The sequence below is a fragment of the Candidatus Njordibacter sp. Uisw_002 genome, assembly GCF_047730155.1.
Classification (GTDB): Bacteria; Pseudomonadota; Gammaproteobacteria; order Pseudomonadales; family Balneatricaceae; genus Njordibacter.
In genome coordinates, this window is the sequence record NZ_CP159832.1 from 749129 (window position 1) to 762988 (window position 13860).

Below are 13860 nucleotides of genomic sequence, written 5' to 3' on the forward strand. Positions count from 1 at the left end.
AACACTAAGGGCAAGTCAAAACGCCCAACAATTAACGAACATATTGAAGCGACTGAATGTCGCCTTATCGGTGCTGACGGCGAACAAGTTGGCATTGTAACTGTAGCTGAAGCATTGGTAATGGCAGAAGCCGCCAAGCTTGATCTAGTGCAGATTGCAGCCGATGCTGAGCCTGTGGTCTGTAAGATCATGGATTACGGCAAACAAGTGTTTGAAGTGAAAAAACAAAAAGCGGCTGCTAAAAAGAAGCAAAAGCAGACGCAAGTGAAAGAAATCAAGTTCCGTCCAGGGACTGATGTAGGAGATTATCAGGTAAAACTACGCAACCTGATCCGTTTCCTAGAGAATGGTGACAAGACTAAAGTAACCTTGCGTTACCGTGGTCGTGAGATGGCACACCAAGAATTGGGTATGGATTTACTCAAGCGTGTAGAGGTCGATTTGGCTGAATACGCTGGAGTAGAGCAGTATCCGAAGATGGAAGGCCGTCAATTGACTATGGTTTTGGCACCAAAGAAAAGAAAGTAGCCGTTAAAAGCTGCAATCGGGAGACCATCTAAGAGTTTAGGTTCTTAAGTGCGTCTTCATTAACAATCAACGAATGCGTGGAGTAAATGTAATGCCTAAGATGAAATCTTGCAGCGGCGCTGCAAAACGATTCAAGAAAACTGCTAACGGCTTTAAACACCGTCAGTCCTTCACCAGTCATATTTTGACCAAAAAGAGTACCAAGCGTAAGCGTCATTTACGTGGCACTTTGCAGATTAGTTCTGCAGATAAGCCATTAGTAAAGCGCATGTTGCCGTATATCTAATTAGTCACTGGTAAGGAGAAGTATAATGTCTCGCGTAAAACGTGGTGTCCAAGCACACCGTCGTCATAAGAAGATCCTCAAGCTGGCTAAAGGCTATTACGGTGCTCGTAGCCGTGTATTCCGAGTTGCTAAGCAAGCCGTAATCAAAGCTGGCCAATATGCCTACCGCGACCGTCGTCAACGTAAGCGTCAGTTCCGTGCTCTATGGATTGCCCGTATTAACGCCGGTGCGCGTATGAATGGGTTGTCTTACAGCCGTTTGATTTCTGGTTTGAAGAAATCTTCAATCGAGATCGACCGTAAAGTGTTGGCTGATTTAGCCATTCACGACAAAGCGGTATTCACAGCGATCGTAGAGAAGGCTAAAGCGGCACTCGCTTAAGCTGGTTGATCTAACTAACTTTGGTTAGTATAGATTAAACTACCTTCGTATCCTCTTAGGAGGATTAGAAACAGGGGAAGAGTGCAAACTCTTCCCCTGTCTTGTTTTAGATGGAGAATAATATGCAACACCTCAAGCAACTGGTCACCGATGGCTTAACTGCCGTGGCTCAAGCGGCAGACGAAACCGCCCTTGACCAAGTTCGGGTTCAGTACTTAGGTAAAAAAGGCGAGCTAACACAACAGCTCAAAAACCTTGGTAAATTGTCAGCTGATGAGCGCCCTGCAGCAGGCGCAAAAATCAATGAAGCCAAACAGCAGGTGCAAGACGCAATTACTGTTAAGCGCACTATGATGGCAGCTGAAGCCCTAAGCGCACAGCTTGCAGTAGAAAGCATTGATGTGACATTACCTGGCCGTGGCCAAGACCTTGGTGGCTTACATCCTGTCACTATGACCATCGAACGTATTGAAAACTTTTTTGCTCAAATTGGTTTTTCTGTTGCCCAAGGCCCAGAAATAGAAGATGACTATCACAATTTTGAAGCCCTAAATATCCCTGCCCATCACCCAGCGCGTGCAATGCATGACACGTTTTATTTTGGTGATGGCACGTTACTACGCACGCATACATCAGGCGTACAAGTAAGAACTATGGAAACCCAGCAACCGCCTATCCGCATTATTTGCCCAGGCCGTGTATATCGCTGTGACTCTGACCAAACCCATTCTCCCATGTTTCACCAGATAGAAGGGTTGTTGGTTGATGACAATATTAGTTTTGCAGACCTAAAAGGGATCTTGCATAACTTTTTGAACGTATTTTTTGAGCGCGATCTTCAAGTGCGCTTTCGGCCTTCATACTTTCCTTTTACCGAGCCTTCAATTGAAGTAGATATTGGGTACTTAGGTAAAGACGGCGAACAAAAGTGGCTGGAAGTACTGGGCTGTGGCATGGTTCACCCCAAAGTATTCGAGCACTCAGGTATCGACACTGAAAAATACACAGGCTTTGCCTTTGGTATGGGTGTGGAGCGTTTGGCTATGTTGCGCTATGGCGTGAAAGACTTGCGGATGTTCTTTGAAAATGACCTGCGCTTTTTGGCCCAATTTAGTTAACCCTCGAGGCAGAGATAGACATGAAATTTAGTGAACAGTGGCTGCGCGAGTGGGTTAACCCAGCAATAAGCAGTGATGAATTAGTAGCTCAGATTACTTTAGCTGGGCTAGAAGTTGACGATGTATGCTCTGCCGCAGGCGAGTTTAGTGGCGTCATCGTAGGTGAAATTGTAAGTGCTAGCCAGCATCCAAACGCAGATAAGCTAAAAGTCTGTCAGGTTAGTGATGGTGCTACTGAAACTCAGGTCGTATGTGGTGCACCTAATGCGCGTGTAGGCATTAAAGTGGCCTTTGCTACGGTGGGTGCTGTACTGCCAGGTAACTTCAAAATTAAAAAGGCCAAAATTCGCCAAGAAGAATCTTTTGGCATGCTGTGTTCGGCTTCTGAGCTTGAAATCGGTGAAGAAAATGATGGCATTATGGAACTTGCTCTAGATGCTCCAGTAGGTGCTGATATTCGCGCTTACCTGAACCTTGACGACAAAATTATTGATGTGGACTTAACGCCTAACCGTGGTGACTGCCTAAGTATTGCAGGCCTTGCCCGTGAAGTAGGCGTGCTTAACTCGCTTGATGTCACTTGCCCTGAATACACTGAACAAGCACCACAAATAGAAGATGTATTTTCAGTAAGGGTAAACGCCCCTGAGCATTGCCCGCGCTTTTTGGGTCGTGTGTTAAACAACATCGATATTACTAAAACGTCTCCACTGTGGCTGCAAGAAAAGCTAAGCCGTTGTGATGTGCGAAGTATTGACCCTGTGGTAGATGTGACCAACTACATTTTGCTTGAAATGGGTCAGCCCATGCACGCATATGATTTGGATAAGGTGAATGGCTCCATTATCGTGCGTATGGCAAACCAAGGTGAAAGCCTAACCTTGCTTGACGGCCAAAAAGTTGAGCTCACTGATGAAACCTTGGTGATTGCTGATAACGAAGGTGTATTAGGCATGGCGGGCATCATGGGTGGTGCTGACACTGGAGTAGGTGAAGGCACTCACAATGTATTCTTAGAAGCTGCTTTTTTCAACCCTATCAGCATTGCTGGCAAAGCGCGAAGCTATGGCTTGCATACCGATGCATCCCATCGTTTTGAGCGAGGTGTAGATTATGACCTACAGCGTAAAGCGATGGATCGCGCCACATTGTTGTTACAAAGCATTGTGGGAGGCGAAGCAGGCCCAATCGTTGAACAAGTGTCCACAGAGCATTTACCCAGCCTAACGCAGGTTGTTTTGCGTAAAGCTAGGTTAGAATCTTTGTTAGCGTATAAGATTGCTGATGAAAAAGTGCTGGATATTCTCACCCGTTTAGGCCTTTGTTTAGTGTCATCTGATGACAAGAGTTGGACCTTTACCGCGCCTTCATGGCGCTTTGATGTCGCTATAGAAGCAGACCTTGTAGAAGAAGTGGCACGAGTATACGGCTATAACAATCTACCTAGCACTAACCCTGTAGCGAGTATGGAAATACCTGCTAAGCCCGAAATAGAGCGCCCTTTAACTGTGTTACGTCGCCATATGGTGAGCCGTGGTTATCAAGAGGCGATTACCTATAGCATGGTAGAGCCAGGTTTATTGGCTAAGTTTGACGATCAAAACAAACCTGTAAAGCTTATAAACCCCATTTCTGCAGATATGGCCGTGATGCGCACAAGCCTATGGCCAGGTTTGGTGAAGGCTTTGCAGCATAACCAAAATCGTCAACAATCACGCGTACGCTTGTTTGAGACAGGGCAGCGGTTTATCCCTAGTGATCAAGGCTTGCAGCAACAAGACGTGTTTGCGGGTCTGCTATATGGTTCAAAGCATCCTGAAAGCTGGCATGGTAAGTCTGAGGCAGTAGATTATTTTGATGCCAAAGGCGATTTGGAGTCTTTATTACAAATTTGTGGACAAACGTTCTCCTTTGAAGCGGCTCAACACTTAGCCTTACACCCAGGCCAAAGTGCAGCGATTAAGTTTGCTGACAAAACCATAGGTTACATTGGAGCTATGCACCCAGGGTTATTGAAAGACTTAGACCTTCAAGGCCCTGTGTTTATGTTTGAAGTGGATCTTGCCTCAATTAGTGAAGGTGTATTGTCTGCTTATGAAACGTTATCTAAGTTTCCTGAAATGCGCCGTGACTTAGCCATTATTGTAGATGAAAAAATAAGTGTTGCTAAGGTGACGCAAGCCATTGAATTAAGTGCTGGTAAATGGCTTACTGGCGTGCGTTTATTTGATGTTTATCAAGGCCAAGGTATTGAAAACGGTCAAAAAAGTCTAGCTTTAGGCTTGACGTGGCAGCACCCAGAGCGCACTCTTACTGATGATGAAGTAAATCAATGGGTTGAACAGGCGGTTGAACACCTGTCTAAGCACCTTGATGCGAGCTTAAGAGGCTAAAAATACCCCGTTAGTGATAGCGCTAACGGGGCCATTAAGCTTGGTAAGCTAGAGAATAATAAATAACAGTGGAAGCTCATTTATGGGATCACTCACCAAAGCTGACATGGCAGAACGCCTAAGTATTGAACAAAAATTAAGTAAGCGAGAAGCCAAAGAAATGGTGGAAGCTTTTTTTGAAGAAGTGTCCTCTAGTCTTATTAGCAATGAGCAAGTGAAATTGTCAGGCTTTGGCAATTTTGACCTAAGAGATAAACGCTCCAGACCCGGACGTAATCCCAAAACAGGTGAAGAGGTGGCTATTTCTGCCCGACGAGTGGTTACTTTTAGGCCAGGCCAGAAGCTTAAAGACCGTGTTGAGAAAGAAAACTAGCTCCACGCATTAAACGCACCAATGACTTGATTTAATTCTATTTTGTTACCTAATTCTATGCCTGGTTGCTTCCAAAGTGACAGGGATTAAAGTAACATACGCCCTGCTCGAGCTTGTCCTAGACTAGCTTAGCAGTAGTGTCGGGGCGTGGCGCAGTTTGGTAGCGCACCTGCCTGGGGGGCAGGGGGTCGTAGGTTCAAATCCTGCCGTCCCGACCAATAATTTTTAAAAAAAGACATTATTTGATGTCTTTTTTTTGCTTCAGACGTTGTAATTAAAGACCGATTTGAGCTCGCTAAAGATCAACGAGAGGGTAGGTTGGCAAACATAAAGTAAGCTGGACCAATAGGCGGGTCAAACCTCAGTGCAAACGCTGGATCATAATTCAAAGCAATCTAACACTCTAATCTAGGTCTTGTATATAGCGTTATTGAGAAGCGTGGAATGATGACTTTTGCGGAAACCAAGTGCGGTAAACTAGATGAACCACTGTCATTGCAAAGTGGTTCATCTAGTGAGTGCGGCTATTGCATTATCATGCCACCATCAATCATAATTAACTGACCTGTCATATAATCAGATTCGCCGCTCGCAAGGAAACTTGCTGTGCCTACCACATCTTCTGGGTAGGAGTAGCGCTTCAGTAAGATCATGTCTTCTGCCAACTGGTCCATCGACTGACCTTCCTTTTCAAACTTTCCAATAGCCACTAAATCCTTGTCTAGTTGTTCCCATAGCTCGGTGCGTACCACCCCTGGGCCATAGCCGTTTACGGTAATGTTTTCTGCTGCTAATGCTTTGGCACCGCCATTGATCATGGCTAAAACAGCATGTTTACTGCAAGCATAGGGGACGACGTCGTCAAACGCTTGGCGAGAAAGGATAGAGCCAACGTTGATGATTTTGTAGGGCTCAGTTTGCTTGCCTTGTTTGATCATTTGTTTGGCCGCTTCTTGCATACCGATTAGGGTGCCTAGGGCGTTAATATCCATAATTTGTTGCCAGTTTTCTTCCGTAATGTCTAAGAACATTAGTGGTTTATTGACTCCAGCATTATTTAACATCACGTTGATGCTGCCAAAGGCCTTAGCGGTGGCTTCTACGGCGGCTTTGACTTGATCCCGTTTGGTGACATCAACTTTTGCGGCAATCGCTTCCCCGCCACTCGCTTTGATGCGGGCAACAACCTCATGGCATCCTTCTAGATTAACGTCTGCGACACAGATTTTAGCTCCTTGTGCTGCGTAGTGTTCTGCAATTGCTGCGCCCATGCCGCGGGCTGCACCCGTTATCATTACATGCTTGCCCTGTAGGCGGTTGGTATCCATAAGTCACTTCCTTTACGTTTAGTTTTATATTTTAAGGCTCAGCCATTTTCACCAAGCTTATTTGGCTTTTGTGCAAACGATTGCACCATGAAAGTGCTTTTATGTCAATATTTCGTTTTAAAAAGATGGTTAAAGTATATCTAGCTACCTTGTATATAGCCAATAAACTGCAACTTGTTATATTCGTTGGTTATAGTGGATGCTTCCTAAAATATCTAGGTACTAAATATGTTGACTATCTTTTTATTATGATGCAACATAAGTGCAATCGGTTGCATGATTTTTTTTCTAATCGGATACTCATATAGTTAGTAGTTTAAAGTTTATGGAAGTGACTTGCATCGGCCATTATTACTAACAAATTTGAGCTGAGATCATCACTTCTAAAAATGCAGTGACAACACAATAACACTAGATTTTATAAGGTAACATTATGACTATATTGGCATCTACTGACCCTAAAATTATAATGCCGGGTGATATCGATCCGCACTGGGATTGGACGGGAATGATCCCAGCTCCTGGGCGCATGAATGTGGATTTTGAAGAGCGTGTTGATTTCCGTCGCTTGCACAATTACCGAACTGCTCGAGCACGCCAAGCCTTGGCCAACTCCAACATAGGTGCCTTGTTGTGCTTTGATAACAACAACATTCGTTACTTAACCAGTACGGTTATTGGTGAATGGTCGCGCGATAAGATTTGTCGTTATACCTTATTTACAGGCAACTCAGAACCTTACTTATGGGACTTTGGCTCAGCAGCAGCGCACCATCGCCTGCACAATCCTTGGCTTGAAAAAGATCGGGTTATGGCTGGCATGCTGGGCCTACGAGGCTCTGTTCCAGAAGATGTTGGCTTGTTCCGCAATGCAGCACGACAGATTGCTGATTTGTGTCGCAAGGAAGGCGTATTTGATATGCCCATTGGTGTCGACATTGTAGAGCCACCCATGATGTTTGCGCTGCAAGCTGAGGGACTAAATGTGGTGGATGCTCAGCAAGTCATGTTGGATGCTCGCATGATTAAGAGCATGGATGAAATTATCTTACTCAACACTGCAGCCTCAATGGTTGACGGTGCTTATCATCACTTGTCTGAAGCACTCAAGCCTGGTGTGCGTGAAAACGAAATGGTGGGATTAGTTAATAAGTTTTTGTATGACAACGGCTCAGACGATGTTGAAGCAATCAACGCAGTATCTGGTGAACGCTGTAGTCCACACCCTCATAACTTTACCGACCGTATGTACCGGCCGGGAGATCAGGCTTTCTTTGATATTATTCATTCGTATATGGGTTACCGCACCTGCTATTACCGCACCCTAAACGTAGGCTTCAAGACGCAAGGCCAATCGGATGCCTATAAGCAAGCACGTGAGTGGATTGATGATGCGATTGCGTTGGTCAAACCAGGCTTAACCACTGACAAGATTGCAGCTGTTTGGCCCAAGGCAGAGGATTTTGGCTTTGCCAATGAAATGGAAGCCTTTGGTTTGCAGTTTGGTCACGGCCTAGGTATGGCATTGCATGAGCGTCCAATTATTAGCCGCCTAGTGTCATTTGATAAGCCGTTTGAGCTGCAAGAAGGTATGGTATTTGCCTTAGAAACCTATTGCCCAGCGCTTGATGGCAGTGGTGCAGCACGTATCGAGGAAGAGGTTGTGGTGACTGCTGATGGTTGTAAGATCTTGACGTTGTTCCCTGCTCAAGAGCTGTTTGTGGCTAATGCATATTAATAATGCGCTTTTTACCTCTCCTTGAACTAATGGAACTATCATGACAAGTCAATTTACTGCAGGACTCACGGTCGATTTAGCCACTAGTGTGCCCACCAACTTATACATTAATGGCCAATGGGTACCGGCAGCCGACGGTGGCACTTTTTCGGTGGTTAATCCAGCCAATAATCAAGCCTTAACCAGTGTTGCCTCTGCTTGTGAGCAGGATGTACTTAGTGCGATTACAGCGGCCTATAATGCTGGTTCTAGCTGGGCTAACTTCTCACCTCGGGCACGGGCTGAAATATTGCGTAAAGCCTTCGAACTGATGATCGAGCATAAAGACGTCATTGCGCGGCTTATCTCTTTGGAAGAAGGTAAGACTCGAGCTGAAGCCCTCGGTGAAGTGGGTTATGCGGCTGAGTTCTTTCGCTGGTATGCCGAAGAAGCCTGTCGCGATCAAGGCACGTTTATGCGCGCCCCATCTGGGGCTAATAACATTTTAGTTAAAAATCAACCCGTAGGTGTGTGTTTGCTCATTACACCATGGAATTTCCCAGCGGCTATGGGCACTCGAAAGATAGCTCCAGCGCTTGCTGCGGGTTGCACCACTATTCTTAAGCCGGCATCAGAGACGCCTTTAACTGCACTCTACTTAGCGCAACTGCTGGAGCAAGCGGGTGTGCCTGCAGGTGTGGTGAATGTTATTCCGTCTAAACGATCGTCTATGGTGTCTGAAATCAGTTTAAGTGACTCACGGGTAAGAAAAATATCCTTTACCGGCTCCACTGAGGTGGGGCGGTTGTTATTGGCAAAAGCCAGTGAAAGAGTGGTTAACTGTTCCATGGAACTGGGTGGAAATGCACCCTTTATCGTCCTAGAAGACGCCGATATGGCGGTTGCTGTAGACAGCGCTATGGTTGCAAAAATGCGCAATGCCGGGGAATCTTGTATTGGTGCTAATCGCTTTTATGTGCATCACACCCGCGCCGAAGAATTCTCTTCAAGCCTTGCCCAAGCGATGAGCAGTTTGGTACTGGGTGACGGCATGAAAGAAGGGGTTGATGTAGGCCCGCTAGTGAATGCTAGTACCATTAACAAAGTAGAGCAATTAGTTGATCAGGCCGTCGAGCTGGGTGCCAAGGTATTAACCGGTGGCTTACGAGTTGCAGGCCCCGGATTTTTCTATAAACCCACAGTCTTGGTTGATATCCCTAAGCATGCGGATATTTTACGCGAAGAAATATTTGGACCCGTGGCGCCAATCGTTACTTTTACGAGTCAAGAAGAAGTGATTGCTGCTGCAAATGACACGGTGTTTGGTTTAGCTGCCTATGTTATAGGTGCCAATGTAGGTAATGCTTTAGCGGTTGCAGAAAAGTTAGAGGCGGGCGTTTTAGGAGTCAATAGGGGCTTTATTTCTGACCCAGCAGCACCCTTTGGTGGCGTTAAACAAAGTGGTATTGGTCGTGAAGGCTCACAAGATGGTTTGCACGAGTTTACTGAGAAAAAATACATCGCAATCGATTGGTAACCAAGCCCTATTGCATTGCAACTGGGTTTTAACACATCAATAACAGTGTAATCATTAATTGACAGGAGTAATGGCCGTGGCCAAGGCAACAAATATCCCCATAGACGTAAAGTGGCTGCAGATCACTGCAACGGATACTGACTGGAAAACCATAGGCAAGGCTGAGTGTATAAAAATGCTCACCCATCTGCATATTATTCGAGCCTTCGAAGAGACCTTATCGGGTCTTAATAACAACGGTTTGATTCACGGCCCCTTACATTTAAGTATTGGCCACGATGGCGCTGTTGTGGGTGCCATGTCGGAACTTGGTACGGACGACCTGGTGAACGGTTCCCACCGTGGCCACCATGTATTTCTCGCTAAAGCGCTAAATCATGTGCATGAACAAAGTATTGAGTCATCGGCAGATGGGTTTTCCCCAGCGGTCAGGGACACCGTTTATCGCACCATGGCTGAAATTATGGGCTTACAGCCTGGCTACAGTGGTGGTCGTGGTGGTTCTATGCATCTGCGCTGGAAAGAAGCTGGTGTGATTGGTACTAATGCTATTGTTGGGGGCGGTGTTCCGACTGCTGCCGGTGCAGCGTGGTCGCAACAACGAGATGGTCAGGGCAAGGTCGTACTCACGGCTTTTGGTGATGGTTCGTGTCACATAGGCAATGTGCTTGAAACCTTTAACTTAGCTGCTCTTTATGATCTGCCTTTATGTTTTTATATCGAAAATAACGGTTATGCCGTGTCTACTACAGTGGCCGAACAAGCGCGTGAAACGCGCATGTCTGCCCGGGGTATTGGCTTTGGTATTCCTTCATTCAAAGTCGATGGTATGGATCCTGTTAGCGTGCGCATGGCCATGCAGCAAGTGAACGAGCTGTTACGCAGCGGTCAAGGCCCTGCTGTCTTAGAAGTCGATGTGTACCGTTTCTATCATCACAGTGGTGGTGTCAAGGGCAGTGCCTTTGGCTATCGTGAGAAGGAAGAAGAGCGAGAGTGGATTGCACGTGACCCATTGCGCTTTATGGAAGCCAAAATGATCGACTTAGGCTGGCTCAGTCAGGATGACTGCGATGCCATTGGCACAGCCGCAGCTGAGTTAACTGCTGATGCCGCAGCAAAGTTAACGGTCACTAATAATGGTACCCGCACTATCCGTGAGGAATTGTGGCCAGACCCCAACACTTGCGATGACAGTCTACGCAGTAACCTAGAAGAATTAGAGCATGTAGACTACGTAGAACAAGAAAACTTTACGGGCCAGCTTGCGCCCACTAAATTCATTACTTCGATCGCTAAAAATATGGTGCGTCGTTTTGATACAGACGAACGTTTGTTTGTGTTAGGCGAGGACGTGCATAAACTGATTGGTGGCACCAACGGAGCGACGAAGGGCATCCCTGAACGCTGGCCTGATCGTTGTGTACCCACACCCATAGCAGAGCATGGTTTTGTTGGCTTAGCTGGCGGGGTTGCTGTGACTGGTAAATATCGCCCTGTGGTGGAACTCATGTACCCTGACTTTGGTTTGGTGGCAGCGGATCAGTTGTTTAACCAAATTGCTAAAGCACGGCATATGTTTGGCGGCACCATTAGCATGCCTTTGGTATTGCGTACCAAGGTGGCCATTGGCACAGGGTATGGTTCTCAACACTCTATGGACCCTGCTGGGTTGTTTTCTATGTGGCCTGGTTGGCGCATTGTGGCGCCGTCTAACCCGTTCGATTATGTTGGTTTAATGAACTCGGCTTTGCTATGTGAAGACCCAGTTTTGGTGATTGAAAGTGTAGAGCTTTACAACAAAGTGATGCCTGCCGCAGTTGATAACGATGATTATTTCATTGCTCTGGGTACCGCTAAAGTGGTTCGAGAAGGTGCTAAATTCACGGTGTTAACTTACCTGAATATGGTGGGCAGGGCATTAGACGTGTGTGAAGAACATGGCATAGATGCTGAAATTATCGACTTGCGATCATTAGACCGTGCGGGACTCGATTGGGAGACCATCGGCGCGAGTATTGAAAAAACCAACCACGTGATCGTACTTGAACAAGGTTGTGTGACTAATTCTTATGGTGGTTTGGTGGTTGAAGAAGTGCAGAAGCGCTACTTTGATCACTTGGATCATCCAGTAAGGCGGATCCATGGCAGTGAAGCATCGCCTGTGGTTTCTAAGCCTTTAGAACGTGCAGCTTTTGTTGGTGCAGAAGAAATCCTTAAGGGTTTTGAGCAAGCTATCGCTGATCAGGGCTAACAGACAAGGTGCTAAATATGAGTAACACAGTGGGCATGCCTGGACTAAGAGGTATCGATCATATTGGGATCACAGTACCCAATGTCAAACAAGCTGTAGATTTTTTTGTCAATATTGTTGGCTGTGAAGCGTTTTATGAATTAGGCCCATTTGAAGCCAGTGAATGGTTGTCTAAAACATTAGACGTTCACCCTGAGACAGTGATGAAAAATTTACGTTTCTTGCGTTGTAAAAATGGCACCAATCTTGAGCTTTTTGAATACAGTTCTCCTGATCAAAATACTCAAGTGCCTAAAAATAGCGATATAGGAGGACACCACTTGGCCTTCTACGTTGATGATTTTGACCAAGCTCTAGGTTACCTAAGAGCTAGTGGCATCGAGGTGATGGGTGAGCCAGTAGTGCGCACAGAAGGCCCTAGTGGTGGCCAAACATGGGTCTATTTTAAAGCCCCATGGGGCTTACAGCTAGAGTTGGTAAGTTTTCCAAAGGGCAAGCTGTATGAGCGAGATTACGATCATAAATTGTGGCATCCAGCCTACCCAGACCAATAGGTTGACTAGTTTATACTTGCTCTTAGGGAGCAAGTAATTATGTACATTGAGGAGATTTACAGTGCCAATCGAAATTAAGATGCCTGCCATAACCCCAGACTTTGATGCGGGTAATATCAGCAGCTGGGATATGGCTGTAGGCGATAAAGTTGCCAAAGGTGACGTACTGGTTGCCGTCGAAACTGACAAAGCCGTGATTGAAGTTGAAGCTGAAAGTGCGGGCATATTGGGACAAATTTTAATACCTGCCGGCACTGATGATGTGCCAGTGCATTCGTTAATTGGTTACCTACTCATTGGTAATGAAACCATTGCAGACCTTCCTAGTGCTGCGGCATCTGGTCAAGCTACAGCCACTCCAACAGTGGTAGACGTTAACCCACAAAGCACCCCTGGGGAGTCTGTCACGTCTGTACCCGCCACAGCACCAACACAACAACTTGCTGACAAACAGCCACAGCGGCTCTTTGCCAGCCCTCTTGCAAGGCGTATTGCAGATCAAAATCAAGTCGATTTGCAGACCCTAAAGGGCCGCGGCCCACGGGGTCGAATTTTACGTGCAGACATTGAACATGCGATGAGTAACAAGGTGCCTCACTCAGCATTGGCATTGCCAGCCATGTCTCAATCGAGCCAAGTTAAACACAGTCAAATACGTAAAGTGATTGCTCAGCGCTTGGTTGAATCGAAACAAAATATCCCTCATTTTTACCTATCTGTAGACTGCGAAATTGATAGCCTTAAAGGCATGCTTAAAGAACTCAATGCTAACGCCCCAGCAAGCATTAACAGCATTACAGGCAACAAAGAAGCCACCTATAAACTCACCATTAATGATTTTTTAGTGAAGGCTGTCGCTAAGGCCATGGAACAAGTTCCACAGGTCAATTCCAGTTGGAGTGATACGGCGATGTTGCACCACGAGGACATTGATATATCCATCGCAGTGTCTACGGATGCTGGACTAATTACCCCCATCGTGTGTCGGGCCGACACCAAAGGTTTAGTAAGTATTTCCACTGAAATTCGACAGCTTGCCGCAAGCGCCCGTAAAGGCCAATTGCAAGCACATCAATATCAGGGTGGTGGTTTTACTATTTCAAATTTGGGCATGTATGGCATTGATAACTTTAGCGCGATCATCAATCCACCCCAAGCGTGCATTTTGGCCGTGGGTGCGGGCAAGCAAAAACCAGTGGTTAAGGATGGCGAACTGGCCGTTGCAACACTAATGAATTTAACCTTATCAGCAGATCATCGGGTTGTAGATGGAGCTGTGGGGGCTCAATTTTTAAGTGTGCTTAAGCGCTTTGTTGAATCACCTGCGCATTTGATGCTGTAGTTAACACAGTTGAGCACTTAGCGTGTTTAAACGGAAATATACAATTGGGTT

Annotated in this window: 12 protein-coding genes and 1 tRNA gene; 12 read left to right on the forward strand and 1 reads right to left on the reverse strand. The window is 46.1% G+C overall.

Features of this window, described 5'->3' with window-relative positions; translation table 11 throughout:
- Positions 1-66: 66 nt before the first annotated feature.
- From infC to ABXT42_RS03660, 7 genes are all read left to right on the forward strand, one after another.
- Positions 67-528 (forward strand): translation initiation factor IF-3, encoded by a 462-nt coding sequence (infC, locus tag ABXT42_RS03630; RefSeq protein WP_443629436.1) that lies wholly within the window; start codon positions 67-69, stop codon positions 526-528.
- A 91-nt stretch (positions 529-619) separates the two neighbouring features.
- Positions 620-814 carry a 50S ribosomal protein L35 gene (gene rpmI, locus ABXT42_RS03635; RefSeq protein WP_443629009.1) on the forward strand — a complete coding sequence of 65 codons (195 nt, stop codon included), beginning with the start codon at positions 620-622 and terminating at the stop codon, positions 812-814.
- A gap of 25 nt (positions 815-839) precedes the next feature.
- The gene (rplT, locus tag ABXT42_RS03640) at positions 840-1196 is read left to right on the forward strand and encodes a 50S ribosomal protein L20 (protein WP_046482145.1); all 357 of its coding nucleotides are present in this window, start codon (positions 840-842) and stop codon (positions 1194-1196) included.
- Positions 1197-1318: 122 nt separating this feature from the next.
- On the forward strand, positions 1319-2314 hold the full coding sequence (pheS, locus tag ABXT42_RS03645) for a phenylalanine--tRNA ligase subunit alpha (RefSeq protein WP_443629010.1): 996 nt from the start codon (positions 1319-1321) through the stop codon (positions 2312-2314).
- 20 nt (positions 2315-2334) lie between these two features.
- On the forward strand, positions 2335-4707 hold the full coding sequence (pheT, locus tag ABXT42_RS03650) for a phenylalanine--tRNA ligase subunit beta (RefSeq protein ID WP_443629011.1): 2373 nt from the start codon (positions 2335-2337) through the stop codon (positions 4705-4707).
- An 82-nt stretch (positions 4708-4789) separates the two neighbouring features.
- Positions 4790-5080: an integration host factor subunit alpha gene (gene ihfA / locus ABXT42_RS03655; protein ID WP_443629012.1), complete on the forward strand. Its 291-nt coding sequence runs from the start codon at positions 4790-4792 to the stop codon at positions 5078-5080.
- 141 nt (positions 5081-5221) lie between these two features.
- A tRNA-Pro gene (locus ABXT42_RS03660) sits at positions 5222-5298 on the forward strand.
- 306 nt (positions 5299-5604) lie between these two features.
- Here ABXT42_RS03660 and ABXT42_RS03665 read toward each other — a convergent pair.
- A complete protein-coding gene (locus ABXT42_RS03665; RefSeq protein WP_443629013.1) occupies positions 5605-6408 on the reverse strand; it encodes an SDR family NAD(P)-dependent oxidoreductase in 804 nt (267 codons plus the stop codon).
- A gap of 433 nt (positions 6409-6841) precedes the next feature.
- Between ABXT42_RS03665 and ABXT42_RS03670 the strand changes: the two genes are divergently transcribed.
- From ABXT42_RS03670 to ABXT42_RS03690, 5 genes are all read left to right on the forward strand, one after another.
- Positions 6842-8146, forward strand: a complete 1305-nt coding sequence (locus ABXT42_RS03670; protein ID WP_443629014.1) for a M24 family metallopeptidase — start codon at positions 6842-6844, stop codon at positions 8144-8146.
- Between the two features lie 40 nt (positions 8147-8186).
- Positions 8187-9662 (forward strand): NAD-dependent succinate-semialdehyde dehydrogenase, encoded by a 1476-nt coding sequence (locus ABXT42_RS03675; protein WP_443629015.1) that lies wholly within the window; start codon positions 8187-8189, stop codon positions 9660-9662.
- A 76-nt stretch (positions 9663-9738) separates the two neighbouring features.
- Positions 9739-11913 (forward strand): alpha-ketoacid dehydrogenase subunit alpha/beta, encoded by a 2175-nt coding sequence (locus ABXT42_RS03680; RefSeq protein WP_443629016.1) that lies wholly within the window; start codon positions 9739-9741, stop codon positions 11911-11913.
- Between the two features lie 17 nt (positions 11914-11930).
- The gene (locus tag ABXT42_RS03685) at positions 11931-12467 is read left to right on the forward strand and encodes a VOC family protein (protein ID WP_443629017.1); all 537 of its coding nucleotides are present in this window, start codon (positions 11931-11933) and stop codon (positions 12465-12467) included.
- Positions 12468-12528: 61 nt separating this feature from the next.
- Entirely contained in the window at positions 12529-13809 is a 1281-nt protein-coding gene (locus ABXT42_RS03690) for a pyruvate dehydrogenase complex dihydrolipoamide acetyltransferase (protein WP_443629018.1), read from the forward strand.
- The last annotated feature ends 51 nt before the right edge of the window (positions 13810-13860 follow it).

Coding starts and splice junctions, on each gene's coding strand:
- pheS (WP_443629010.1), top strand. CDS start 1,319: ATGCAACACCTCAAGCAACTGGTCACCGATGGCTTAACTGCCGTGGCT.
- ABXT42_RS03685 (WP_443629017.1), top strand. CDS start 11,931: ATGAGTAACACAGTGGGCATGCCTGGACTAAGAGGTATCGATCATATT.
- rplT (WP_046482145.1), top strand. CDS start 840: ATGTCTCGCGTAAAACGTGGTGTCCAAGCACACCGTCGTCATAAGAAG.
- ABXT42_RS03670 (WP_443629014.1), top strand. CDS start 6,842: ATGACTATATTGGCATCTACTGACCCTAAAATTATAATGCCGGGTGAT.
- ABXT42_RS03665 (WP_443629013.1), bottom strand. CDS start 6,408: ATGGATACCAACCGCCTACAGGGCAAGCATGTAATGATAACGGGTGCA.
- rpmI (WP_443629009.1), top strand. CDS start 620: ATGCCTAAGATGAAATCTTGCAGCGGCGCTGCAAAACGATTCAAGAAA.
- ABXT42_RS03675 (WP_443629015.1), top strand. CDS start 8,187: ATGACAAGTCAATTTACTGCAGGACTCACGGTCGATTTAGCCACTAGT.
- pheT (WP_443629011.1), top strand. CDS start 2,335: ATGAAATTTAGTGAACAGTGGCTGCGCGAGTGGGTTAACCCAGCAATA.
- ihfA (WP_443629012.1), top strand. CDS start 4,790: ATGGGATCACTCACCAAAGCTGACATGGCAGAACGCCTAAGTATTGAA.